General features: G+C 60.9%; 12 protein-coding genes and 1 tRNA gene. 5 read left to right on the top strand and 8 right to left on the bottom strand.

All coding sequences use genetic code 11. The features are described 5' to 3' along the window. The first annotated feature begins 115 nt into the window (after positions 1 to 115). The 3 genes from queE (at position 116) to BLU46_RS23285 (ending at position 1,581) form a co-directional block, all read left to right on the top strand. Complete coding sequence (gene queE / locus BLU46_RS23275; protein ID WP_063027618.1) at positions 116 to 763, top strand: 7-carboxy-7-deazaguanine synthase QueE; 648 nt, start codon at positions 116 to 118, stop codon at positions 761 to 763. Position 764: 1 nt separating this feature from the next. Further along, the gene (queC, locus tag BLU46_RS23280) at positions 765 to 1,442 is read left to right on the top strand and encodes a 7-cyano-7-deazaguanine synthase QueC (protein WP_093205696.1); all 678 of its coding nucleotides are present in this window, start codon (positions 765 to 767) and stop codon (positions 1,440 to 1,442) included. A gap of 63 nt (positions 1,443 to 1,505) precedes the next feature. Beyond that, positions 1,506 to 1,581 (top strand) — tRNA-Lys (locus BLU46_RS23285). 117 nt (positions 1,582 to 1,698) lie between these two features. Here the strand turns inward: BLU46_RS23285 and pstB are convergent. The 7 genes from pstB to lldD form a co-directional block, all read right to left on the bottom strand. Next, the gene (pstB, locus tag BLU46_RS23290) at positions 1,699 to 2,478 is read right to left on the bottom strand and encodes a phosphate ABC transporter ATP-binding protein PstB (RefSeq protein WP_063027622.1); all 780 of its coding nucleotides are present in this window, start codon (positions 2,476 to 2,478) and stop codon (positions 1,699 to 1,701) included. Beyond that, complete coding sequence (gene pstA, locus BLU46_RS23295; RefSeq protein WP_063027624.1) at positions 2,478 to 3,350, bottom strand: phosphate ABC transporter permease PstA; 873 nt, start codon at positions 3,348 to 3,350, stop codon at positions 2,478 to 2,480. Before pstA ends, pstB begins: the two co-directional genes overlap by 1 nt. Next, complete coding sequence (gene pstC, locus BLU46_RS23300; protein WP_093205700.1) at positions 3,347 to 4,342, bottom strand: phosphate ABC transporter permease subunit PstC; 996 nt, start codon at positions 4,340 to 4,342, stop codon at positions 3,347 to 3,349. The genes pstA and pstC overlap by 4 nt, the downstream gene beginning before the upstream one ends. Positions 4,343 to 4,407: 65 nt before the next feature. Further along, positions 4,408 to 5,424, bottom strand: a complete 1,017-nt coding sequence (gene pstS / locus BLU46_RS23305; protein WP_093205704.1) for a phosphate ABC transporter substrate-binding protein PstS — start codon at positions 5,422 to 5,424, stop codon at positions 4,408 to 4,410. A gap of 173 nt (positions 5,425 to 5,597) precedes the next feature. Then, positions 5,598 to 10,553, bottom strand: coding sequence for a hemagglutinin repeat-containing protein (locus tag BLU46_RS23310; protein ID WP_093205709.1), 4,956 nt, complete (start codon positions 10,551 to 10,553; stop codon positions 5,598 to 5,600). A 103-nt stretch (positions 10,554 to 10,656) separates the two neighbouring features. Further along, on the bottom strand, positions 10,657 to 12,327 hold the full coding sequence (locus BLU46_RS23315) for a ShlB/FhaC/HecB family hemolysin secretion/activation protein (RefSeq protein ID WP_218167857.1): 1,671 nt from the start codon (positions 12,325 to 12,327) through the stop codon (positions 10,657 to 10,659). 394 nt (positions 12,328 to 12,721) lie between these two features. Next, positions 12,722 to 13,864, bottom strand: a complete 1,143-nt coding sequence (gene lldD / locus BLU46_RS23320) for an FMN-dependent L-lactate dehydrogenase LldD (RefSeq protein WP_063027632.1) — start codon at positions 13,862 to 13,864, stop codon at positions 12,722 to 12,724. 108 nt (positions 13,865 to 13,972) lie between these two features. On the opposite strand from lldD, the gene BLU46_RS23325 reads away from it, so the two are divergent. Continuing rightward, a complete protein-coding gene (locus BLU46_RS23325) occupies positions 13,973 to 14,881 on the top strand; it encodes a LysR family transcriptional regulator (RefSeq protein ID WP_017475691.1) in 909 nt (302 codons plus the stop codon). Here the strand turns inward: BLU46_RS23325 and BLU46_RS23330 are convergent. After that, positions 14,878 to 16,836, bottom strand: a complete 1,959-nt coding sequence (locus tag BLU46_RS23330) for a hybrid sensor histidine kinase/response regulator (RefSeq protein WP_093205718.1) — start codon at positions 16,834 to 16,836, stop codon at positions 14,878 to 14,880. The two genes, BLU46_RS23325 and BLU46_RS23330, sit on opposite strands and share 4 nt — an antisense overlap. Before the next feature lie 359 nt (positions 16,837 to 17,195). Here BLU46_RS23330 and BLU46_RS23335 point away from each other — a divergent pair, with 359 nt between their 5' ends. Beyond that, positions 17,196 to 18,482, top strand: coding sequence for an OmpP1/FadL family transporter (locus BLU46_RS23335; protein ID WP_093205723.1), 1,287 nt, complete (start codon positions 17,196 to 17,198; stop codon positions 18,480 to 18,482). The last annotated feature ends 112 nt before the right edge of the window (positions 18,483 to 18,594 follow it).

The following is an 18,594-nucleotide window of genomic DNA, read 5'->3' on the forward strand; positions in this document are numbered from 1 at the left end:
TTAGAATCCACGCCCTTTTATGAAACACGCTTCCTGGGGTTTACGCGTTGGCGGAATTCCTCGAAGTGCCTGACGGAGGCGGACAGCCTGTTTAGCTGTTACGCCCGTGGCGACTATGCAAGACACATTACGTATCACCGAAGTTTTTTACTCGTTGCAGGGTGAAACGCGCACTGCCGGGCTGCCCACTGTATTTGTGCGCCTCACCGGTTGCCCGCTGCGTTGCCAGTACTGCGACAGCGCCTACGCCTTCAGTGGCGGTACCGTGCGCACCCTTGACGACATCCTCGAGCAAGTGGCCGGTTACCGGCCGCGTTATGTCTGCGTCACCGGTGGCGAGCCGCTGGCGCAGCCTAATGCCATTCCCCTGCTCAAGCAGTTGTGTGATGCCGGTTACGAGGTTTCCCTGGAAACCAGCGGTGCCCTGGATATTTCCGCGGTCGACCCTCGCGTCAGTCGTGTCGTCGACCTCAAGACCCCGGGTTCCAAGGAAGCGCACCGCAACCGCTACGAGAACATCGAGTTGCTGACGGCCAACGACCAGGTCAAGTTCGTCATCTGTTCCCGTGAAGACTACGACTGGGCGACCTCCAAGCTGATCCAATATGGCCTGGACCGCCGTGCCGGCGAAGTGCTGTTTTCCCCCAGCCATCATGACCTGAATGCTCGCGACCTGGCTGACTGGGTTGTCGCAGACAATCTGCCGGTGCGCCTGCAGCTGCAGTTGCACAAGTACCTGTGGAACGACGAGCCGGGGCGCTGAGATGACTGATCAAAAGCGTGCTGTCATCCTGCTGTCCGGCGGCCTCGACTCCGCCACCGTGGTCGCCATGGCCCGTGCAGAAGGCTACAGCTGCTACACCCTGAGCTTCGACTACGGCCAGCGCCATCGCGCCGAGTTGAATGCTGCTGCCCGTGTCGCTCGAGACCTGGGCGTGGTGGAGCACAAGGTGATCGGCCTGAACCTCGACGGCATGGGTGGTTCGGCGCTGACCGACAGCTCCATAGACGTGCCGCAAGGCCCCAGCGAAGGCATCCCGGTGACCTACGTGCCGGCGCGCAACACCGTCTTCCTGTCCCTGGCCCTTGGCTGGGCCGAAGTCCTCGAGGCGCGCGACATCTTCATCGGCGTCAACGCCCTGGACTACGCCGGCTACCCGGACTGCCGTCCCGAGTACATCGAGTCGTTCGAGCGCATGGCCAACCTCGCTACCAAGGCCGGTGTAGAGGGGCCGGGCTTTCGCATCCTGGCGCCGCTGCAGAACCGCAGCAAGGCCGATATCGTGAAGGCTGGCGTAGGACTTGGCGTCGATTACTCGCTGACTGTTTCCTGCTATCAGGCGGACATTGACGGTCGTGCTTGTGGGAAGTGCGACAGCTGCCGACTGCGTGCAGAGGGCTTCCAGGCGGCCGGAATTACTGACCCAACACGTTATTTCTGATTTATTTCAAATAAGGTGTTGAATAATCCTTAGAAATCAGTATTATACGCGCCACCACACAGCGGGTCGTTAGCTCAGTTGGTAGAGCAGTTGGCTTTTAACCAATTGGTCGTAGGTTCGAATCCCACACGACCCACCATTTTTGGCGGTTTAGAAAATCCGGAAGGCCCACGCAAGTGAGGATTTCCGGGTTTTTTTTTGCCCAACAAAAGCCGATCACTCTCATGGCAGAGAGTGATCGGCTTTTTTGTTAAAGCTAGCCGAACCGCCCGGTGATGTAGTCCTCGGTCTGCTTCATCTTCGGCTTGGTGAAGATCTCATCCGTATTGCCGTGCTCAATCAGCTCCCCCATGAACATGAACGCCGTGCTGTCCGAGACCCGAGCGGCCTGCTGCATGTTGTGGGTCACGATGATCACCGTGTATTGCTCTTTCAGTTCGGTGATCAACTGTTCGATGCGCCCGGTGGAAATCGGGTCGAGTGCCGAGGTCGGCTCATCCAGCAGCAACACCTGCGGCCGCAGCGCAATGGTGCGGGCGATGCACAGGCGTTGCTGCTGCCCGCCTGAGAGACTCTGGGCGCTCTGCTTGAGTTTGTCTTTCACCTCATCCCACAGCGCGCCGCCGCGCAAGGCTTGCTCGACTCGATCATCCATTTCCCGGCGCGACAGCTTTTCATGGTGGCGCACGGCATAGGCGATGTTGTCGTAGATCGACATGGGGAACGGCACCGGCTTCTGGAAGACCATCCCGACATGACTGCGCAGGCGGTTCATCGAGTAGCCGGGGGCGAGGATGTTTTCGCCATTGAGCAGCACTTCACCGTGGGCTTCCTGCTTCGGGTACATCGAGTAGATACGGTTGAATACCCGCAGCAAGGTCGACTTCCCGCAACCCGATGGACCGATGATCGCGGTGATGCGTTTTTCCGGAATGTCGATGTCGATGGATTTCAGCGAACGTTGGTTGTTGTAGAAAAACTCCAACCCACGGACACGGATTTTGGTTTTTTCAGGATCAAGGCGGGTCGATTGCATCAGTGGGACCTATTGCGCAAAAGAATCAGGCGAGACAGCAAGCTCAGCACCAGCACGAACATCGTCAGTACCAAGGCGCCTGCCCATGCGAGGGAGTGCCAGTCATCGAAGGGGCTCATGGCGTACTGGAAAATAACCACCGGCACGCTGGCGATCGGTTTGAGCAGGTTGCTGCTCCAGAACTGGTTGCCGAAGGCGGTGAACAGCAGCGGGGCGGTTTCCCCGGTAATCCGGGCCAGCGCCAGCAGGATGCCGGTCACCACACCCGCCTTGGCCGCCCTCAACACGATCTGCAACGTCAGCTTCCATTGCGGCACGCCCAGGGCCAGGGCCGCCTCACGCATGGTGGAGGGCTGCAGTTGGAGCATCTCGTCGGTTGTCCTCACCACCACCGGAATCACCAGCAGTGCCAACGCCAGGGCGCCAGCAATGGCAGAGAAGCCGACCTGGTGATTGGTCAGCAGGTTCAGCGGCAGGATTACGCCGGTGTAGATGAACAAACCGAGGACGATCGAGGGCGCGGACAGCAGAATGTCGTTGATGAAACGCACTGTGGTACCCAGGCGCGAGTGCCGTGCGAATTCCGCCAGCCAGATACCGGCCATCAGCCCGATGGGCGTGCCAATCAGTAGCGCAATCCCGGACATCAGGGCGCTGCCGTAAAACGCGTTGGCCAGGCCGCCGTCTGTTCCGGGCGGCGGCGTCATCTCGGTAAACAGGCGCAGGTTGAGTGCCTGAAAACCGTTGATGATGGTAGTCAGCAGAATCCACGCCAGCCACAGCAGGCCAAAGACCGTCGCGCCACAACTGAGCAGCATGGCCACCCGGTTCTTGAAGGCACGCTTGCGGTACAGGCGGTCGTTGCTGTTCATAGGCCCTCCTTGCGTGACAGGCGCATGAGCATCAACCGCGCCAGTGCCAGCACCACGAATGTCACGATAAACAGCAGGAAGCCCAGGGCGATCAGCGCCGAACGATGCAGGTCGGTGTAGGCCTCGCTGAACTCGTTGGCGATGACCGATGCAATGGAACTGCTGGGCATCAGCAACGAGGCGGAGAACTGTTGCGCGTTACCCAGCACGAAGGTGACGGCCATGGTTTCACCCAGGGCGCGACCGAGGCCAAGAAAGATCCCGCCGACCACGGCCGAGCGGGTGTAGGGCAACACGATGTCCCACACCACTTCCCAGGTAGTACTACCGAGTGCGTAGGCCGACTCCTTCAATTGAGTCGGAACACTGCGGAAAACCTCATGCATCACCGACGTGATGAACGGCGTAATCATGATCGCCAGGACGATACCGGCGGTCAGCATCCCGATGCCCAGCGGCGGTCCCTGGAACAGCGAGCCAATAAACGGAAGTGCGCCCAGGTAGTCATTGATCCAGGGTGACAAGTGTTCTGCCATAAAGGGCCCGAAAACAAACAGGCCCCACATGCCGTAGATGATTGAGGGAATGCCCGCGAGCAATTCAACGGCGGAGGCGACTGGCATTCTCAGCCAGGGCGGCGCCACTTCGGTGAGGAAAATCGCGATGCCGAAACTCACGGGCACCGCAATCAGTAACGCGAGGAAAGAGGTGACCAAGGTGCCGTAAATCGGCACCAGGGCGCCGAAGTGGTTGTTGACCGCATCCCAGTCGGTGCTGGTAATGAAACCGAAACCAAAAGTCTTGAAGGCCAGGCCGCCGCCCCAAAGCGTTGAGGCAGCAATGCTGGCCAATAACAGCAAGACCAGCATGGCAGCGCCGAACATGGAGCGTTTGAACCACAGGTCATTGCGCTGATCGCGAGCAGCACGGTTGTCACCGCTCACATCGCCCGCGTGAGTAGTCATCACCATCGATTGCACGGTTTCGTTCATATCAGATGTGCTCACCAGCGCCCCCTGGCATCAGGTTGCTTGAGGGCGCGGGTCTCAGGGACGGATCAGTGGGCGAAGTCGGACTTCCAGTAACCTTCGATCCGGGTCACGAGGGAAACAGGCAGCGCGACGTAGTCCAATGCCGCAGCCTGCTGTTGACCTTTCTCCAATGACCATTTGAAGAAGTTGAAAGCGGCCTGGCTTTGCTCGGCGTTCTTTGCCTGCTTGTACATGATGATCCAGGTGGTCGCCGTGATCGGCCACGCGTTCTCGCCCGGTGCGTTGGTCATGATCAGGTTGAAGTCCTTGGCGTTGGCCCAGTCGGCGGTATCCGCCGCTGCCTGGAAGGCCTTGGCGTTGGGCTCGACGAATTTGCCGGACGCGTTCTTCAGTGAGGCGTAAGTCATCTTGTTCTGCAGGGCGTAGGCGTATTCAACAAAGCCGATGGAATTCTTGATCTGCTTTACGTAGGCCGAAACACCTTCGTTACCCTTGCCGCCCACACCGACTGGCCACGGCACGGTGGTGCCGAAACCGATTTTGCTTTTCCAGCCATCACTGACTTTGGAGAGGTAGTTGGTGAAGTTGTACGAGGTGCCCGAGCCGTCCGAGCGGTGGACCACGGTGATATTCGCGCCGGGCAGCTTCAGGCCGGGGTTGAGCGCGGCAATCGCCGGGTCGTTCCAGGCCTTGATGTCACCGAGGAAAATCTTCGCCAGCACCTCGCCATCGAGTTTCAGCTGGCCTGCTGCAACGCCTTCGACGTTCATCACCGGTACGATACCGCCAATCACGCTGGGGAACTGGCCGAGGCCGCCGGCCTTCAGTTCATCCGCCGACAGCGGTGCGTCGGAAGCGCCGAAATCCACGGTGGCCGCCTTGATCTGGGCGATGCCGCCGCCAGAACCGATGGACTGGTAGTTGATCCGGTCACTGGAGCTTTTGCTGTATTCCTGGGACCACTTGGACAGCACCGGGTAGACGAAACTGGAGCCTGCACCCGTGACGTCAGTGGCGTGAGCGACACCACTCAGGCACAGGGCAGTGAACAACACTGACAGACTCTTTTTGGTCAGCAACATCACGACGACACCTCAAAGGAAGGGGGTAGGTGGAGGGCTCCACCTGTCTGGGACGTGACGATTTAATTCCTGAAATGTGTCTGTTTAATGACGGTTTGGCTTTATGAAGAAACATTTAGAAATGTTTGCTCCGATGAAAGCGGGCATGCCCGTCTCCACCGGAGCAGGGTTGCTTAGTGGGTGCCTTGATCAATCCCGGCCTGCAACTCCTGGCTATTACTGTGCCCGCCAACCCGCAGCGGTCCGAGGTTGATGGCTTGATCCTTACGCGTTGCGTCGTCCTGTTTGCGCGTCAGTTCATCCTTGGCGCCAAGCGCCAGATTGACCGGTGACTTCGAGACGTTCAGCCCGACATCCGCGCGATAATCGCTGCCCGTCAACGTGGTGGCGTTTACCGCAGAACCACCCAAATCGACTTTGCCTTCCGAAGCCCCGATGCGCGCACCGGTCAAGCGAGTCTCACCACCCACCTGCAAGTTCACGCCCTGGGTACCGCTGATGCCCGAGGCCTGAGTGACGCTGTCCTTGGCGACGTGGCTGACGTTCAGGTTCAAGGTCGGGGTGTAGGCGGTGGTGCCGCTCTTGTCGCCGAACAACACGTTTTCTGCGGTATTGGCCACCGAGCTGCCGGTGGTGTTCTTGCCGCTGACGGCGTAGCTGTCACTGGTTTTCGGCCAGAGCTTTTCCTTGACGCTGGACAGGCGCGTGCCCAGGGCGTCCTTCTTGTCGGCGAGGTAAGTCTTGGCCTGCTCCACGCGGGTGCCGAAGGCGCCACGGGGCTCGGGGTTCACGTCGTAGCTACCGCTGCGGGTGAGTTTTTCGCCCAGGCGCTCCTTGGCGTTGCCGACGCTATTAACCACGTTGTCCTTGGCCGAGGCCAGGTGCTCGGTGCCCTTGTCGACGGCGTTCTCGAGTTTTTCGCGGTGCTTGTCGAACGCGCCTTCTGCCTTGGCCTGCACTTTGTCCTTTAGGGGGCCGGTGGTCTTGGCGAGTTTGTTGACGACGCCGGGCTGGTTTTTCTCAACGTCCAGCTTGGCATCGACGTTGACCTGGGTGCTGCTGACGTGATCCTTGCGGCTCTCGACCACGAGGTCGCCGCCGATCTTGCCGCTCACCTGATTCGCGTCGATCCGTGCCCCGGACAATCGGGTATCACCGGCACTGTTGATCACCACGGTGTCGGCCTTGATCTGGCTGTCGTGCTGAGTGGTGCCTTGCAGGTAATCGACGTCGACCTTGGCCCGGGCATTGATGCCGTATTGGGTCTTTGGCGTGTCGTGTTCACCCGCGTTGGCCAGCGTGGTTTTGCCGCCGCTGCCGCCCGCGCCCAAGGTCACGCCCCAGCTGTCATGGGCCTGGGTCGATTGCGCCGACTCTTGCAGGATGCCGCCATTTACCGCGTCGAGGCTGACGTTGCTGGCCGCGATTTGCGTGCCTTGCAGGTGGATGGCATCGGCGCTGTTGCCGCCGCTGGCGAGCGTCACGTTGCCGTTGCTGTGCAGCTGTCCGACGCTGACGGTCTGGTCGTTTTCCGCGCCCTTGCCGATGTTGAAGTTGGCGCTGAGGCTCCCGGTCTTGCCGCTGCTTTCAGCGCTGCTGGTCTTGCCGGCGCCGACGTTCAGGCCGCCGCCCAGGTTGCTGGCGTTGCTGACGTGGCGCTCGGTGGCGGCTTGCAGGTCCAGCTTGCCACCGGCGGCGAGGTTGATGTCACCGGTCTTGGCGCTGCTGCTGCCAATCCGGGTGCCTTGCAGGGTCAGGTCGGCGCCGCTGTTGAGTTGCACCGGACCTTTGCCCTGGAGGGTCGCGACCCGGGCCTGGCTGTCCTGGGTGTCCAGGCGCTTGTTGTCCAGCTGCACGCCGGCACCGAGGTTGACGTTATTGCCGTTGGTGCCCGGCGCCGTGCCCACGGTCAACGAGCCGTTGCCGCGCAGGGTGCTGCTGGTTTTGCTCTGGGTGTCGTTGGCTTGATTCAGCGCCAACTCGCCGCCCGCCTTGAGGTCGACGCCGGCCTGGCCGCCGTTGAACTGGCTGCCTTCATAACGCGCATCGCCCTTGACGTCGATGCCCACGCCTTGGGCCCCGGCGTAGCTGCCGACCACTGCCGTGCTGGTGGATTCGCGTACGTCACTGCTGCCGCCGGCGCCGCTGCCGCGCACGTTCAAGTCTTCACCCGTGGTGGTGTAGACCCGTACGCCGGCCTTGGCGTCCACGCCTTGCTCGCTACTGCTGTGGGTAGTGGCGGCAGCGGTGGCAAGGTGGCTGCCGGCATCGATTTTCAGGCCGCCCTCGGTGGCATGGTATTGAGTGCCTTCATCCTGCAATTTGCCGGCGACGTTGACCTGCACCGTGCCGCCCGTGAACTGGCTGACCACTGCCGTGCTGTCCTGCTGTGTGCGGGACTTGTTGGCATGGCCGACTTCAACATCGAGCCCGACATTGGGTTGCTCGAACGCGTCCAGCAGCCCTGGCTGATGAAACTTGCTTTGGGCCACACCTTCGATGGCTTTTTCGATGGGCCGGGTGATGCCTTTGTATTCGATATTGGCGCCGGCATCGGCCGTCCAGCCATTCTCCTTGTGGGTGCTGGACTCGCTGTTATGCGCCGCCTGGTTGTCGACCTGCGCAGCGTTGACCTGCAACCCGGAACCGGCCTTGGCCTGTGCGCCCTGGCTGGTGAGGGTGTTGCCGGCATTGATGGTCAGCTTGCCGGCCGCCGCAACGGTGCTGGTGTGCGCGGTGGTTTTGCTGTTGGTGTCGTGGCTGCTTTGATGGCTGAACTGCGCGCCGCTGCCGGCCCTGTCGAGGCCGCCGGTGTAGTAGACGCCACCGCCAGTGGTGGTCTGCTCGGTGGTGTTGGCAGTGCTGTCATGGGTCGCCAGCAACTCGACATTTTTCCCGCTTAAGGTCGCATCACCCTGGGTGGCCTTGAGGCCTGAACCCTCTACGCTCAAATCGCCACCCGCGGCGACGGCCAGGGTACCGCCGCTGAGGCTGGAGGCTTGTTGGCGGGTGGTGTCGGTGTGGCTGGTTTTCTGCTGGTCTTCGTAGTTCACGCCTGCGCGGTACTGGCGCGTGCCGTCGGCGGTTTCCTTGGCGTAGCCATCAAAACCCCGGGTGTGAGTGCGGGTGGTGTCGCTGGAAGTGTTTTCCGCCGAAGCGATCTTGATATCACCCTTGGCGTCGGCCGTCAGTTCGCCTGTGGCAGACACCTTGGAACCACTGACTTCGATGTCCTTGGCGCTGTGCAGTGCGAGGTTACTGTCCGAGCGCAGTTCGCTGGCGACCACGGTGCTGTCCTTGAGGTTCTTGCGGCTTTCGTCCTTGGAGATCCCGAAGAACTTGCTGTCCTTGCTGTAGCGGTTGTCGTGGGACGTGTCGCGTACGCCATCGATCACCAGCGAACCCTTGTCGCTGATGACGCTGGCCTGCGTGCCGCCACGGGCCTGGCTGCCGCTGATGCGTACTTCATCGGCCTTCACGATCAGCTTGCCGTCGGCGTTGACCTTGCTGCCGGTATTCAGGGTTTTGCCCTTGTCGCCATCGCCCTTGGAGCCGAAGAAACTGCCGCCCACCAGGTCACCGGAGTAACCGTTATCCCGGCTGCTTTGGGTCCGGCTGGCGCTGGTGATTTCCACGTGCCGGGCGGCCAGTTGAATATCCCCCGGGGTTTTCAGTTCGGCGCCCTGCAATTGCAGGGCCTGCCGGCCGGTCAGTTCCAGGTTCTTGCCGGCCTTGAGGCTACTGGTGATGCTGCGTTGTTCGCTGGCGGACCTGTCCCAGTCGGCTTTCCACAGGTGCTTGCGGTGGTTGCCCTGGTCGCGGGTTTCATGGGTCTCGGTGGCGGCGGTCAGGCGCAGGTCTGCGCCACTGTTGACGCGCACGGTATCGCCGGCGTCGACACGGCTGGCCTTGATCTCGGTGTTGGCGCCGGAAGACAGCGCGGCGTTCTGCTGCGCGACGACGCTGTTGCCGTGCTGGCGCGAGTCCTTGTCGGTGGTGGTGCGGTCGTAGGTTTCGTAGGTGAAGAGGAAGTTGCTGTTGTTCCACTGCTCACGCTTTTCCTGGAGCTTGCGGCTCTCCAGGCTACTCAAGGTCAGGTTGCGGCCAGCGTCGAGCTTGACGTTGCGCCCGCCAATATCGGTGGCGGCCAGGCTCAAGTCCTTGGCGCTGTGCAGGTCGACATCGCCCTGGCGGCTTTGCACCCCGGCGCGGGTGGCCTCAAGGCTATTGGCGTGCACCTGGCCGCTGATGTCGAGGTCGCCGGCCGAGCGGATGTTCACGCCGTCCCGCCCATCCACTTGCACGGCCCCCACGCGTACGCCGGCACCTTCGGCGGTGCTGACGATATTGATCCGCCCGGCCTGCATCGCACCGAACAGGCTGGCGTCGATACGCTGGTCTCCGGTCTTGCTGGCCGGGTCTACCTGGCGCACCTGGCCGCTGGCAACGTCGACCTGATTGCGGCCGATGGTGAGGTTCAATTGATCACGGGCGCTGAGCCGACCTTCGCTGTCGATGCGCGGTGCGATCAGGTTGATCGAGCCGTCACGGTTTTGCAGGCCCTGGGCCTGCACCGTCAGTTGGCCGCTTGCATCACGGGTGTTCAAGCCTTGCAGCTTGCCGTCGCTGAGCTCGGGACGGCCGACGACCAGGCTGGCGTTGGGGGTGTTGATGAAGCTGCCACCGTTGACAGAAATCCCGTTCGGGTTGGCCAGCACATAATCCGCCGCCTGGCCAAAAATCTCCTGCGCACCGTTGAGAGCCGAGGCGTTACGGCTGACCACTTCATTGAGGATCACGCTCGCAGCCTGGCCCTGGAACTGCGGGTTGGCCGCCAGGTGCCCGGCGAGTTGGGATTGCCCCGCCTGCAAGGCGTTGTTCAACACCACGCCTTGGCGGTCGACGTTGTAGTCGAGAAATTGGTTGTGGGACAGGCCGCCGGCATTCGGCGCGACGATATTGACGATAGGCACGCCCGCCTGGTTTTGCAGTTGTGGGGTGCCGCCGGGCCCTTCGACGACGGTCAAGCCGCCGGCCAGTACGAGTTGAGGTAACAGGAACAGGCTGGCGATGGCCCAGCGCAGTTTGCCCTGTGGAGAGAGGTGAAAAGCATGAGTGTTAGTCGGCATAAATAGTCTCGCTCTGTTGGCTGATCGGTGAAGTGCGTCGTTCGGTGCAACGCTGCCGTGCTGATCAGGTGCTGCGGTTATTTCAGGCAAATCAGGTGTCGGCTCATATCTGCAAACTAAGGCGCGTCAGCCAGACCTCCGGCTCCTGGGCAAACCCCGCGGGGGTGTTCAAGTTGCGTTGGTAATCGAGGTCGAGTTGCACGTTCTTCCAGCTCAGGTTGAGCCCGGCACTGGCGCCGCTCAGGCGTTGGCTGCGGGCGCCGTATTCACGCTTGACCCAGCCGTTGTCCAGGCCCAGCCGCGGGGTGATCTTGAACGGCAGGTCGCTGTTGAGTGGCAGGCGCAGGGTGTTGCGCCACACCGCGCCAATGGCACCGGACGCGTTGTTCTCGCGATAGCCACGCACCGCCGAATCGTCAGTCACCAGCAGTTGTTCGATGGCAGGCAATGCATCCGGGCTGTATTGCACCGACAGTTGGCTCTGCCACTGCCACGGTTGCCCGATAAGCTGGCCGTTGCGCCATTGGGTGAGGTTGGCTCGGTACTTGTGAAATTGCGCCTGGGGCAGGTTTTTCACTACCTGATCGGCATCGCGGTCGGCGCCGAACCAGGTCAGGCCCTGAGCGTAATTGACGTCCAGGTTCCACACCGCGCTGTTGAGCCAGAACAGATTCACACCGGCCTCGGCCACGGTCAGGGTCGGGCTCTGAATACCCAGCCGAACCTTTTGCAGGTAGCTGTCGACGTCCTTGTAAGCCAGTTGCAGGTTGGCGCTCAGTTGATGGCTTTGGTCGCGCCACAACACCCGGTCGGTGCGCAGGCTGACTTGATCGGTGCGGCCACTGTTATAGAGCGTGGTGCGGCTGAGCTTGAACGGCGAGCGGTACTCGGCATGGCTGGCGAACAGGCTGTAGGTCCAGTAACCGTAGGGGATGGAATAAAACAGGCTGTTGCTGCGGCTGTAACGCGGGCCGTGGTTGAGGGTGTCGCTGAAGCTCAGGTTGAGGGCGTCGTTGAGCTGCAACGGGCTGTCCAGGCTCAGGCTCACCGCATTGCGATCACGGCCGGTGCCGGCACTTCCCAGGTTGTCGACACCCAGTCCCAACGCCCACCGCGAGGCACTGCTGCGCGAGCGCAGGATGATCCGTGAGGCGCCCGGTGTGCTGCCGGGGGCGATGTCGGCGGTGAGGTCAACCGAGCGCAGGCGATTGAGTTGGTCCAGGCCCTGTTCCAGGTCCCGCAGGTTCAGCGGTTCGCCGAGCATTCCTGGGAATGCCCCGCGTAACGACACGGGGAGGCTCTGATCGGCCAGCTCGATGGCTTCGACGTAGCCTTCCTCGACGTGAATATCCAGCGGGTGCCCGGCGGCCGGGGTGCTGATCAGGTATGGGCGACTGGCGATATAGCCGGCCTCGACATACAGGCGGGTGATCTCGGCGAGCAGGCGGTTGATCTGCGCGACGCCCATGCACGGCGCCACATAGGGTTCGATGCGGGTGTTCAGTTCAGCCTTGTTGAACAGCGTGACACCGGCCACGCGCGTACCGCTCAAAGGCCAGCAGCGCTGGTCCTGGGCGGTGTCTGCCGGCAGTGCGGGTGTGGTCGGTGGTACTGCGAAACTGCCTCGCTGGATTTGCCGCTGACGCTGTTCCAGTTGTAATTGCTGCAGGTCGCGCTGCTGTTGCTGCTGCAAGCGCAATGCTTCCTGGCCAGGCAGCGGCCCATCGGCGGCGGCCGCCGGCAGCGTGCACAGGCAGAGCAGGGCAACGATCAGTCTGTTGCTACAACAGAGTCGCTCGGTTGAGGGCTGATTCGGCACTCGACATCCTTAACGTGAAATACGCACGATCCATGCCCCTGAGCCAAAACGGTGAACTCAGGGACTTTCCACAGTTGAGCCATCATTAAACGGTTTGTTACATCAGTGGCAGGATTTATTACGTAAAACGTGGGGAATGCCGCGTTATTCACAAAATAAATGCACAGAGGTGGTGCAGGGCGGGCAAGCGGTTGCCTAATGCAGGTTGGTTTTGCGGGCTTTTGTCAGGGGGGATGGTGCGAGGGGGCTTTTGGATTGTTGCAATACAGGTGCTTAATCGTTTTGTTTATACGTGACTGAAAAGGGCAGCCCCGGCCTTGGCAAGAGACCGGGGCTGCTTCGCTTCAACTCAGTTTTGGCCGCGCACCAGAATCGATTCATTGATTTGTGCAATCGACGTGACCCCGGTCAGCGTCATGGCCACGCGCATCTCCTTGGCGAAGATATCCAGCAGGTTTTCCACGCCACGCTGTCCGTCGGCGGCCAGTGCATAAGCTTGTGCACGGCCCAGCAATACGCCCTTGGCACCCAGCGCGAGCATGCGCACCACGTCCAGCCCCGAGCGTACGCCGGAGTCCACCAGCACCGTCAGATCGCTGCCCACGGCTTGTACGATAGGTGCCAGCGCCTTCGCCGTGGACAGCACGCCATCCAGCTGGCGGCCGCCGTGGTTGGAGACGACGATGCCGTCGGCGCCAAAGCTCACCGCGTCTTTGGCATCCTCGGGGTCGAGGATGCCTTTGATGATCATCGGGCCTTTCCAGAACTCGCGGATCCACTCCAGGTCTTTCCAGCTGATGGACGGGTCGAAGTTGTTGGCCAGCCAGCCGATGTAGTCCTTCAGTTGGGTGGGCTTGCCCAGGTATTTGGAGATGTTGCCCAGGTCGTGGGGGCGCCCCAGCAGACCCACATCGAAGGCCCAGGCCGGTTTGGTCATGGCCTGCAGGATTTGGCGTTGCGGCCCGTAGGCGCCGGACATCCCCGAATGAGCGTCGCGATAACGTGCGCCGGGGGTGGGCATGTCGACGGTGAACACGAGGTTTTTCACCCCGGCTGCCTGGGCTCGCTCCAGGGCGTTTTTCATGAAGCCGCGATCTTTCAGCACATACAGCTGAAACCAGATGGATTGCGCGCTCTGGGACGCCACTTCCTCGATCGGGCACACAGACACCGTCGACAGGCAAAACGGAATGCCCTTGTTCGCCGCCGCCTTCGCCGCCTGAACTTCACCGCGCCGGGCAAACATGCCGGTCAGGCCCACCGGGCTGAGGACCACCGGCATCGCCAAGGGCTGGTCGAACAGCGTGGTTTCAAGGCTCAGGCTTTCGACGTTACGCAGGATGCGCTGGCGCAGGCTGATATCGGACAGGTCCGAGCTGTTGGCCCTGAGGGTGTGTTCGGCGTAGGCACCGCCGTCGATGTAGTCGAACAGGAAACGCGGCAGTTTGCGGCGGGCGGCTTCGCGGTAATCCGATGCGGACGAAATGATCATGAACAGTGATGCCCCGAGTGAAGAAAAACGGTGGGGTGAGCATAGACAAAGGCCTTTCATGGTAAAAACAACTTTTCCAACTTGAATCAAGTCGCAAATGGAATACTCATGAACCTTCGTACGTTGTTGGCCTTTGTCGAAGTGGTTCGCCAGGGCAGCTTCTCACAGGCGGCCGAGGTGGTTTCGCTCACCCAGTCTACCGTCAGTAAGGCGGTCAAGACCCTGGAAGATGAGTTGGGCACGCCGCTGTTCAATCGCATCGGCCACAAGAGCGAGCTGACGGCCGCTGGCGAAATTGCCTACCGACGCGCTCTGGTGTTGCTGGCCGAGCGCAGTGACCTGGTGGCCGAGATCAATGATCTGCTGGGGCTCAAGCGCGGTGTCTTGCGCATCGGCTTGCCGCCGGTGGGCAGTGGCGTGCTGTTTGCGGCGATGTTTGCGTTGTATCGACAGCGTTATCCGGAGATCGAGATCGAGCTGATCGAGCACGGCAGCAAGAAGTTGGGCGAATGCCTGGAGGCCGGGGAGGTGGACCTGGCCGCGTTGCTGGTACCGGTGGCGGGTGAATTTGAATATCAGGATGTACGCGTCGAGCCGCTGATGGTGGTGATGCCGATCGACCATCCATTGGCCGGGCGCAAAAGCGTCGATTTTTCCGATCTGGCCGACTCGCCCTTTATTCTGTTCGAAGCCGGGTTTGCGCTTAACCGGATTATTCTCACGGCCTGCGAGCGCAGAGGCGTAGTCCCGCGCGTCACCGCCCGCAGCGCCCAGATCGACTTTATCGTCGACCTGGTTGCCGCAGGCTTGGGAGTCGCGTTTTTGCCGAGCATGCTGGCTTACAAACACCTGCACGCCGGTATTGCTCTGATCCAGCTGGACGAGCCCCAGACCGATTGGCACATCGCCCTGGCCTGGCGGCGACAGGCGCATTTGCCCCCCGCAGCGCGGGCCTGGCTGGACTTGGCCCTGGAGATGGGCAATGTTCCAGACAGCGCGGCCCAGCCGGCGGTTTAGCCTTGTGCGATCAGGGTCAGGCGGCTCTTGACGACTTTTTGCAGCAGCAGGGCCAGTGCCTCGGTGGAGTATGGCTTCTGCAGCAAGACAAAACGGCTGGCCTCTTCCTGAGCGATACGCGCGTACTCGTCGTTGTAGCCAGTGGTGAGCACCACCGGCAGCCAGGGATACAGGGCCTCGATTGCGTCCAGCAACTCCAGGCCGCTCATGCCGGGCATGGAGATGTCGGAGAACACCACCTGAAAGCTTTCCGGGTTGGGGGCCAGGGCTTCCAGTGCGCTGTTGGCATCCGGGACCCAGAGTACGTGAAAGCCCATCTGTTCCAGGGTTTGCGAGGTATACAGGCCGACATCGGCGTTGTCCTCGACCATCAGCACACACAAGCTTGAGACGATGGGCGTGGCGCTGGTGTCTTGAAGAACCGGTAGGGTACTTGGCTCGACCTTGGGCAGGTACAGGGTGAACTGGCTGCCGGTGCCGCACTCGCTCTGCACCAGGATTTCACCGCCCGACTGCTTGGCGAAGCCGTACACCTGAGACAAGCCCAGACCGGTGCCCTGGCCGATGCCCTTGGTGGTGTAGAAGGGCTCAAAGATCGCGTCGAGTTTTTCCGGCGGGATACCCGAGCCGGTGTCGGCCAACTCGATGGTTACGTATTCGGCGATGCGTACCGGATGAGCGCGAACCGAAGGCAACCAGTCTGCCGTCGAAACGGTGATCGTCAAATGCCCATGACCGGCCATGGCGTCCCGGGCGTTGACCACCATATTGACCAGCGCGGTATCGAACTGGCTTTCATCGGCGTTGATAAAGCAGGCGTCGTCAGGCACCTGGATGCTTACCTTGACCCGTGAACCGGTCAGGCTGTCCATCATCTCGCCCACCCGCTTCACACTTTCGCCGACGTTGAACACTTCTGGCCGCAGGGCCTGGCGGCGAGCGAACGTGAGCAACTGGGCGGTCAGGCGGGCTGCGCGGTCGACGGTGCTGGCGATGGCTTCCACGTATTTCACGCGCCGCGCTTCGCTGAGGGCGGGCGGCTTGAGCAAGTCGGCGCAGGACTTGATCACCGTCAGCAGGTTATTGAAGTCGTGGGCGACACCGCCAGTCAGCTGGCCGATGGCTTCCAGTTTCTGCGACTGGCGCCGGGCATCTTCCGACAGGCGCAAGGCTTCCTTGGCTTCTTCCTCGGCCTGGATGTCGCGGCCCACGGCATGGATGTAATCGCTGTCGGGCACGGCCGTCCAGGCGATCATGCGGTAGCTGCCGTCCTGGTGGCGGTAACGGTTCTTGAAGTTGGGGAAGTTCTTGCCGTCCCCCAGACGGCTGACCGCCGAGGATGAGACGGCCAGGTCGTCGGGGTGAACCAGGGCCAGCAATTGGCTGCCCACCAGGTCGTTTTCGGTGTGGCCGAGCATGCGTGTCCACGCCGGGTTCACGGCGGAGATCACACCATCGAGTTGCGCCACCAGCATCAGGTCCGGCGACAGGCGCCAGATGCGGTCGCGGTCGCGGGTGCGTTCGATCACCCGCTGTTCCAGGGACTCGTTGAGTTTGCGCAGGGACTCTTCGGCTTCGCGCAGGGGCGTGATGTCCCGGGACACGCAGAGGATTTTTTCCGGCAGGCCGTCACTGCCCATGATCGGGCTGACGTTCACGTGCCACCATTTCAGGTTGCCGGCCAGGGTGTTGGCGGCGCCGACAAAGCTGGCGTTGCGACCGGCCTTGGCGGCCTCCACGGCGGCCTTGGCGTCGAGATTGCCCTGGTCTTGCCAGAAGTCGGGCCAGGGACAGCCGCGAATCGCATTGAAGTCGCTGACTTCCATGATCTGCTTGCCGCCTTCGCTCATGAAGGTCAGACGGGCGTCCAGGTCCAGCACCTTGATGCAGTCATTGATGCTGGCAAGCACGCGCTCAGTGAAGGCTTCACTGTGAGTAAGGCCCGCGGCGGACAAATCACTCTCGCCAGATTCAGGTGGGCTATTTGTATCGGAGCCCTTCCCGATGGTGCTATTCATTTGAGTGCGGCCGCGCGTGTTAAATGGCCGCCATCATGTCATTACGACACCTATATCACCAGCGACTTGACACTTATTCGGTGACCATCGCTCGCCATGCTGCAAGCGGAAGGACCAGGGTTAAAACCCATCAGTCATATTCGGGTTTTCAGGTCTGAATAAGTGCCGGGAAAACCGTCGAAGTCTTTGAAAAAACTAAGATTGTCGGACAATTTTTCCCATGAAAAACTCTTCATAATTTGCCCGCTCGAAGATTGGTAGCTTCCTCTCGCTGCCCAATAATTCGAGTTCTAATAATGAATAAAAAACTCTTCAAGAGCGCTTTGGCGCTGTCGATTTCGCTCGCCTCCACTTCCCTGCTTGCGGGTGGTTTCGCCCTCAATGAACAAAGCATCAGTTCAATGGGTACCGGTTACGCCGGGCGTTCCTCTTCCGCCGATGACGCCAGCACGGTGTACGGCAACCCGGCCGGCATGGCCCGCCTCAAGCAGAATGAAGTGAGCATCGGGGCGACCTACCTGGATGCCAGTTCGAATATCAAGAATGCCAGCTCCTCGCAATTTGGTGCCAACAACCCCGGCACCGACAAGGGCGACATGGTGCCGGGCATTGCCGTTCCGATGGGCTACCTGGTGACGCCGATTGATGAACACTGGGCGTTCGGCCTGGGGATCTACGCGCCGTTCGGCCTGGAAACCGACTATGAGCGCAGCTTTCAGGGCAATGGCTTTGGCAATAAAAGCCAGATCAAGGTCATTACCGTCCAGCCGACGGTCAGTTATGCCTTCAACGACAAGGTGTCGGTGGGTTTCGGTCCCACCTTCAACCGGATCTCGGGTGAACTGGATTCCAACGTGCCTCTCGGGGGTGGCGCCGGCGAGAAGGTCAAGGTCAAGGGTGACGACACCGCCACCGGTTTCAATGCCGGTATCCTTGTACAGCCGCTGGAAAACACGCGCATCGGCCTGACTTATCACTCGCAAGTGGTCTACCACCTCAGCGGCAAGACCAACGCTTCCGGCCTGATTTCCGATGCCTTTGATGGCGGCCCGCAACGCTATGACGCCAGCCTCAATGTCACCACACCCTCGTCGGTGGACTTCTCGGTTACCCATCAACTGAACGATGACTGGACCTTGTACCTGGGCAGCACTTACACGCGCTGGAGCCAGTTGAAGAAGATCACCATCAACAACGACGGTGTGTCCGCTTTGGCCGCCCAGTTTGGCGGTTTGAATTCAATCACCGAACAGCAGAACTGGCATGACACCTGGTCCCACGCCATTGGCGCGGCGTATCGGGTCAACAAACAACTGGTGCTGCGTACCGGGTTCTCGGTGGACCAGACGCCAACCAACAACACCGACCGTTCCGTGCGGATTCCGACGGGTGACCGCACGGTGTTCAGCCTCGGTGCCGGGTGGACGCCAATTGAAAACGTAACGTTTGACGTGGCCTATTCCTACCTCAAGGAAGAACCGATCAAGGTGCATCAGAACCAGCCCGCCTTGGGCCTGACCTACGACGCCAAGTATGAAAACAGCGCCAACGGTTTTGGTGGTTCGGTCACTTACCGCTTCTGACGCACCGAAAGAGGGCAAAGAGTCATTTTTCTGACGTGGCTCTTTGCTATTAATTGTATCAATCGTGCTACCAAACCCTGCCTGTCTTGGTTAGATTAGGAGCAATCCAGCT

This window comes from Pseudomonas yamanorum (assembly GCF_900105735.1).
Lineage (GTDB): Bacteria > Pseudomonadota > Gammaproteobacteria > Pseudomonadales > Pseudomonadaceae > Aquipseudomonas > Aquipseudomonas yamanorum.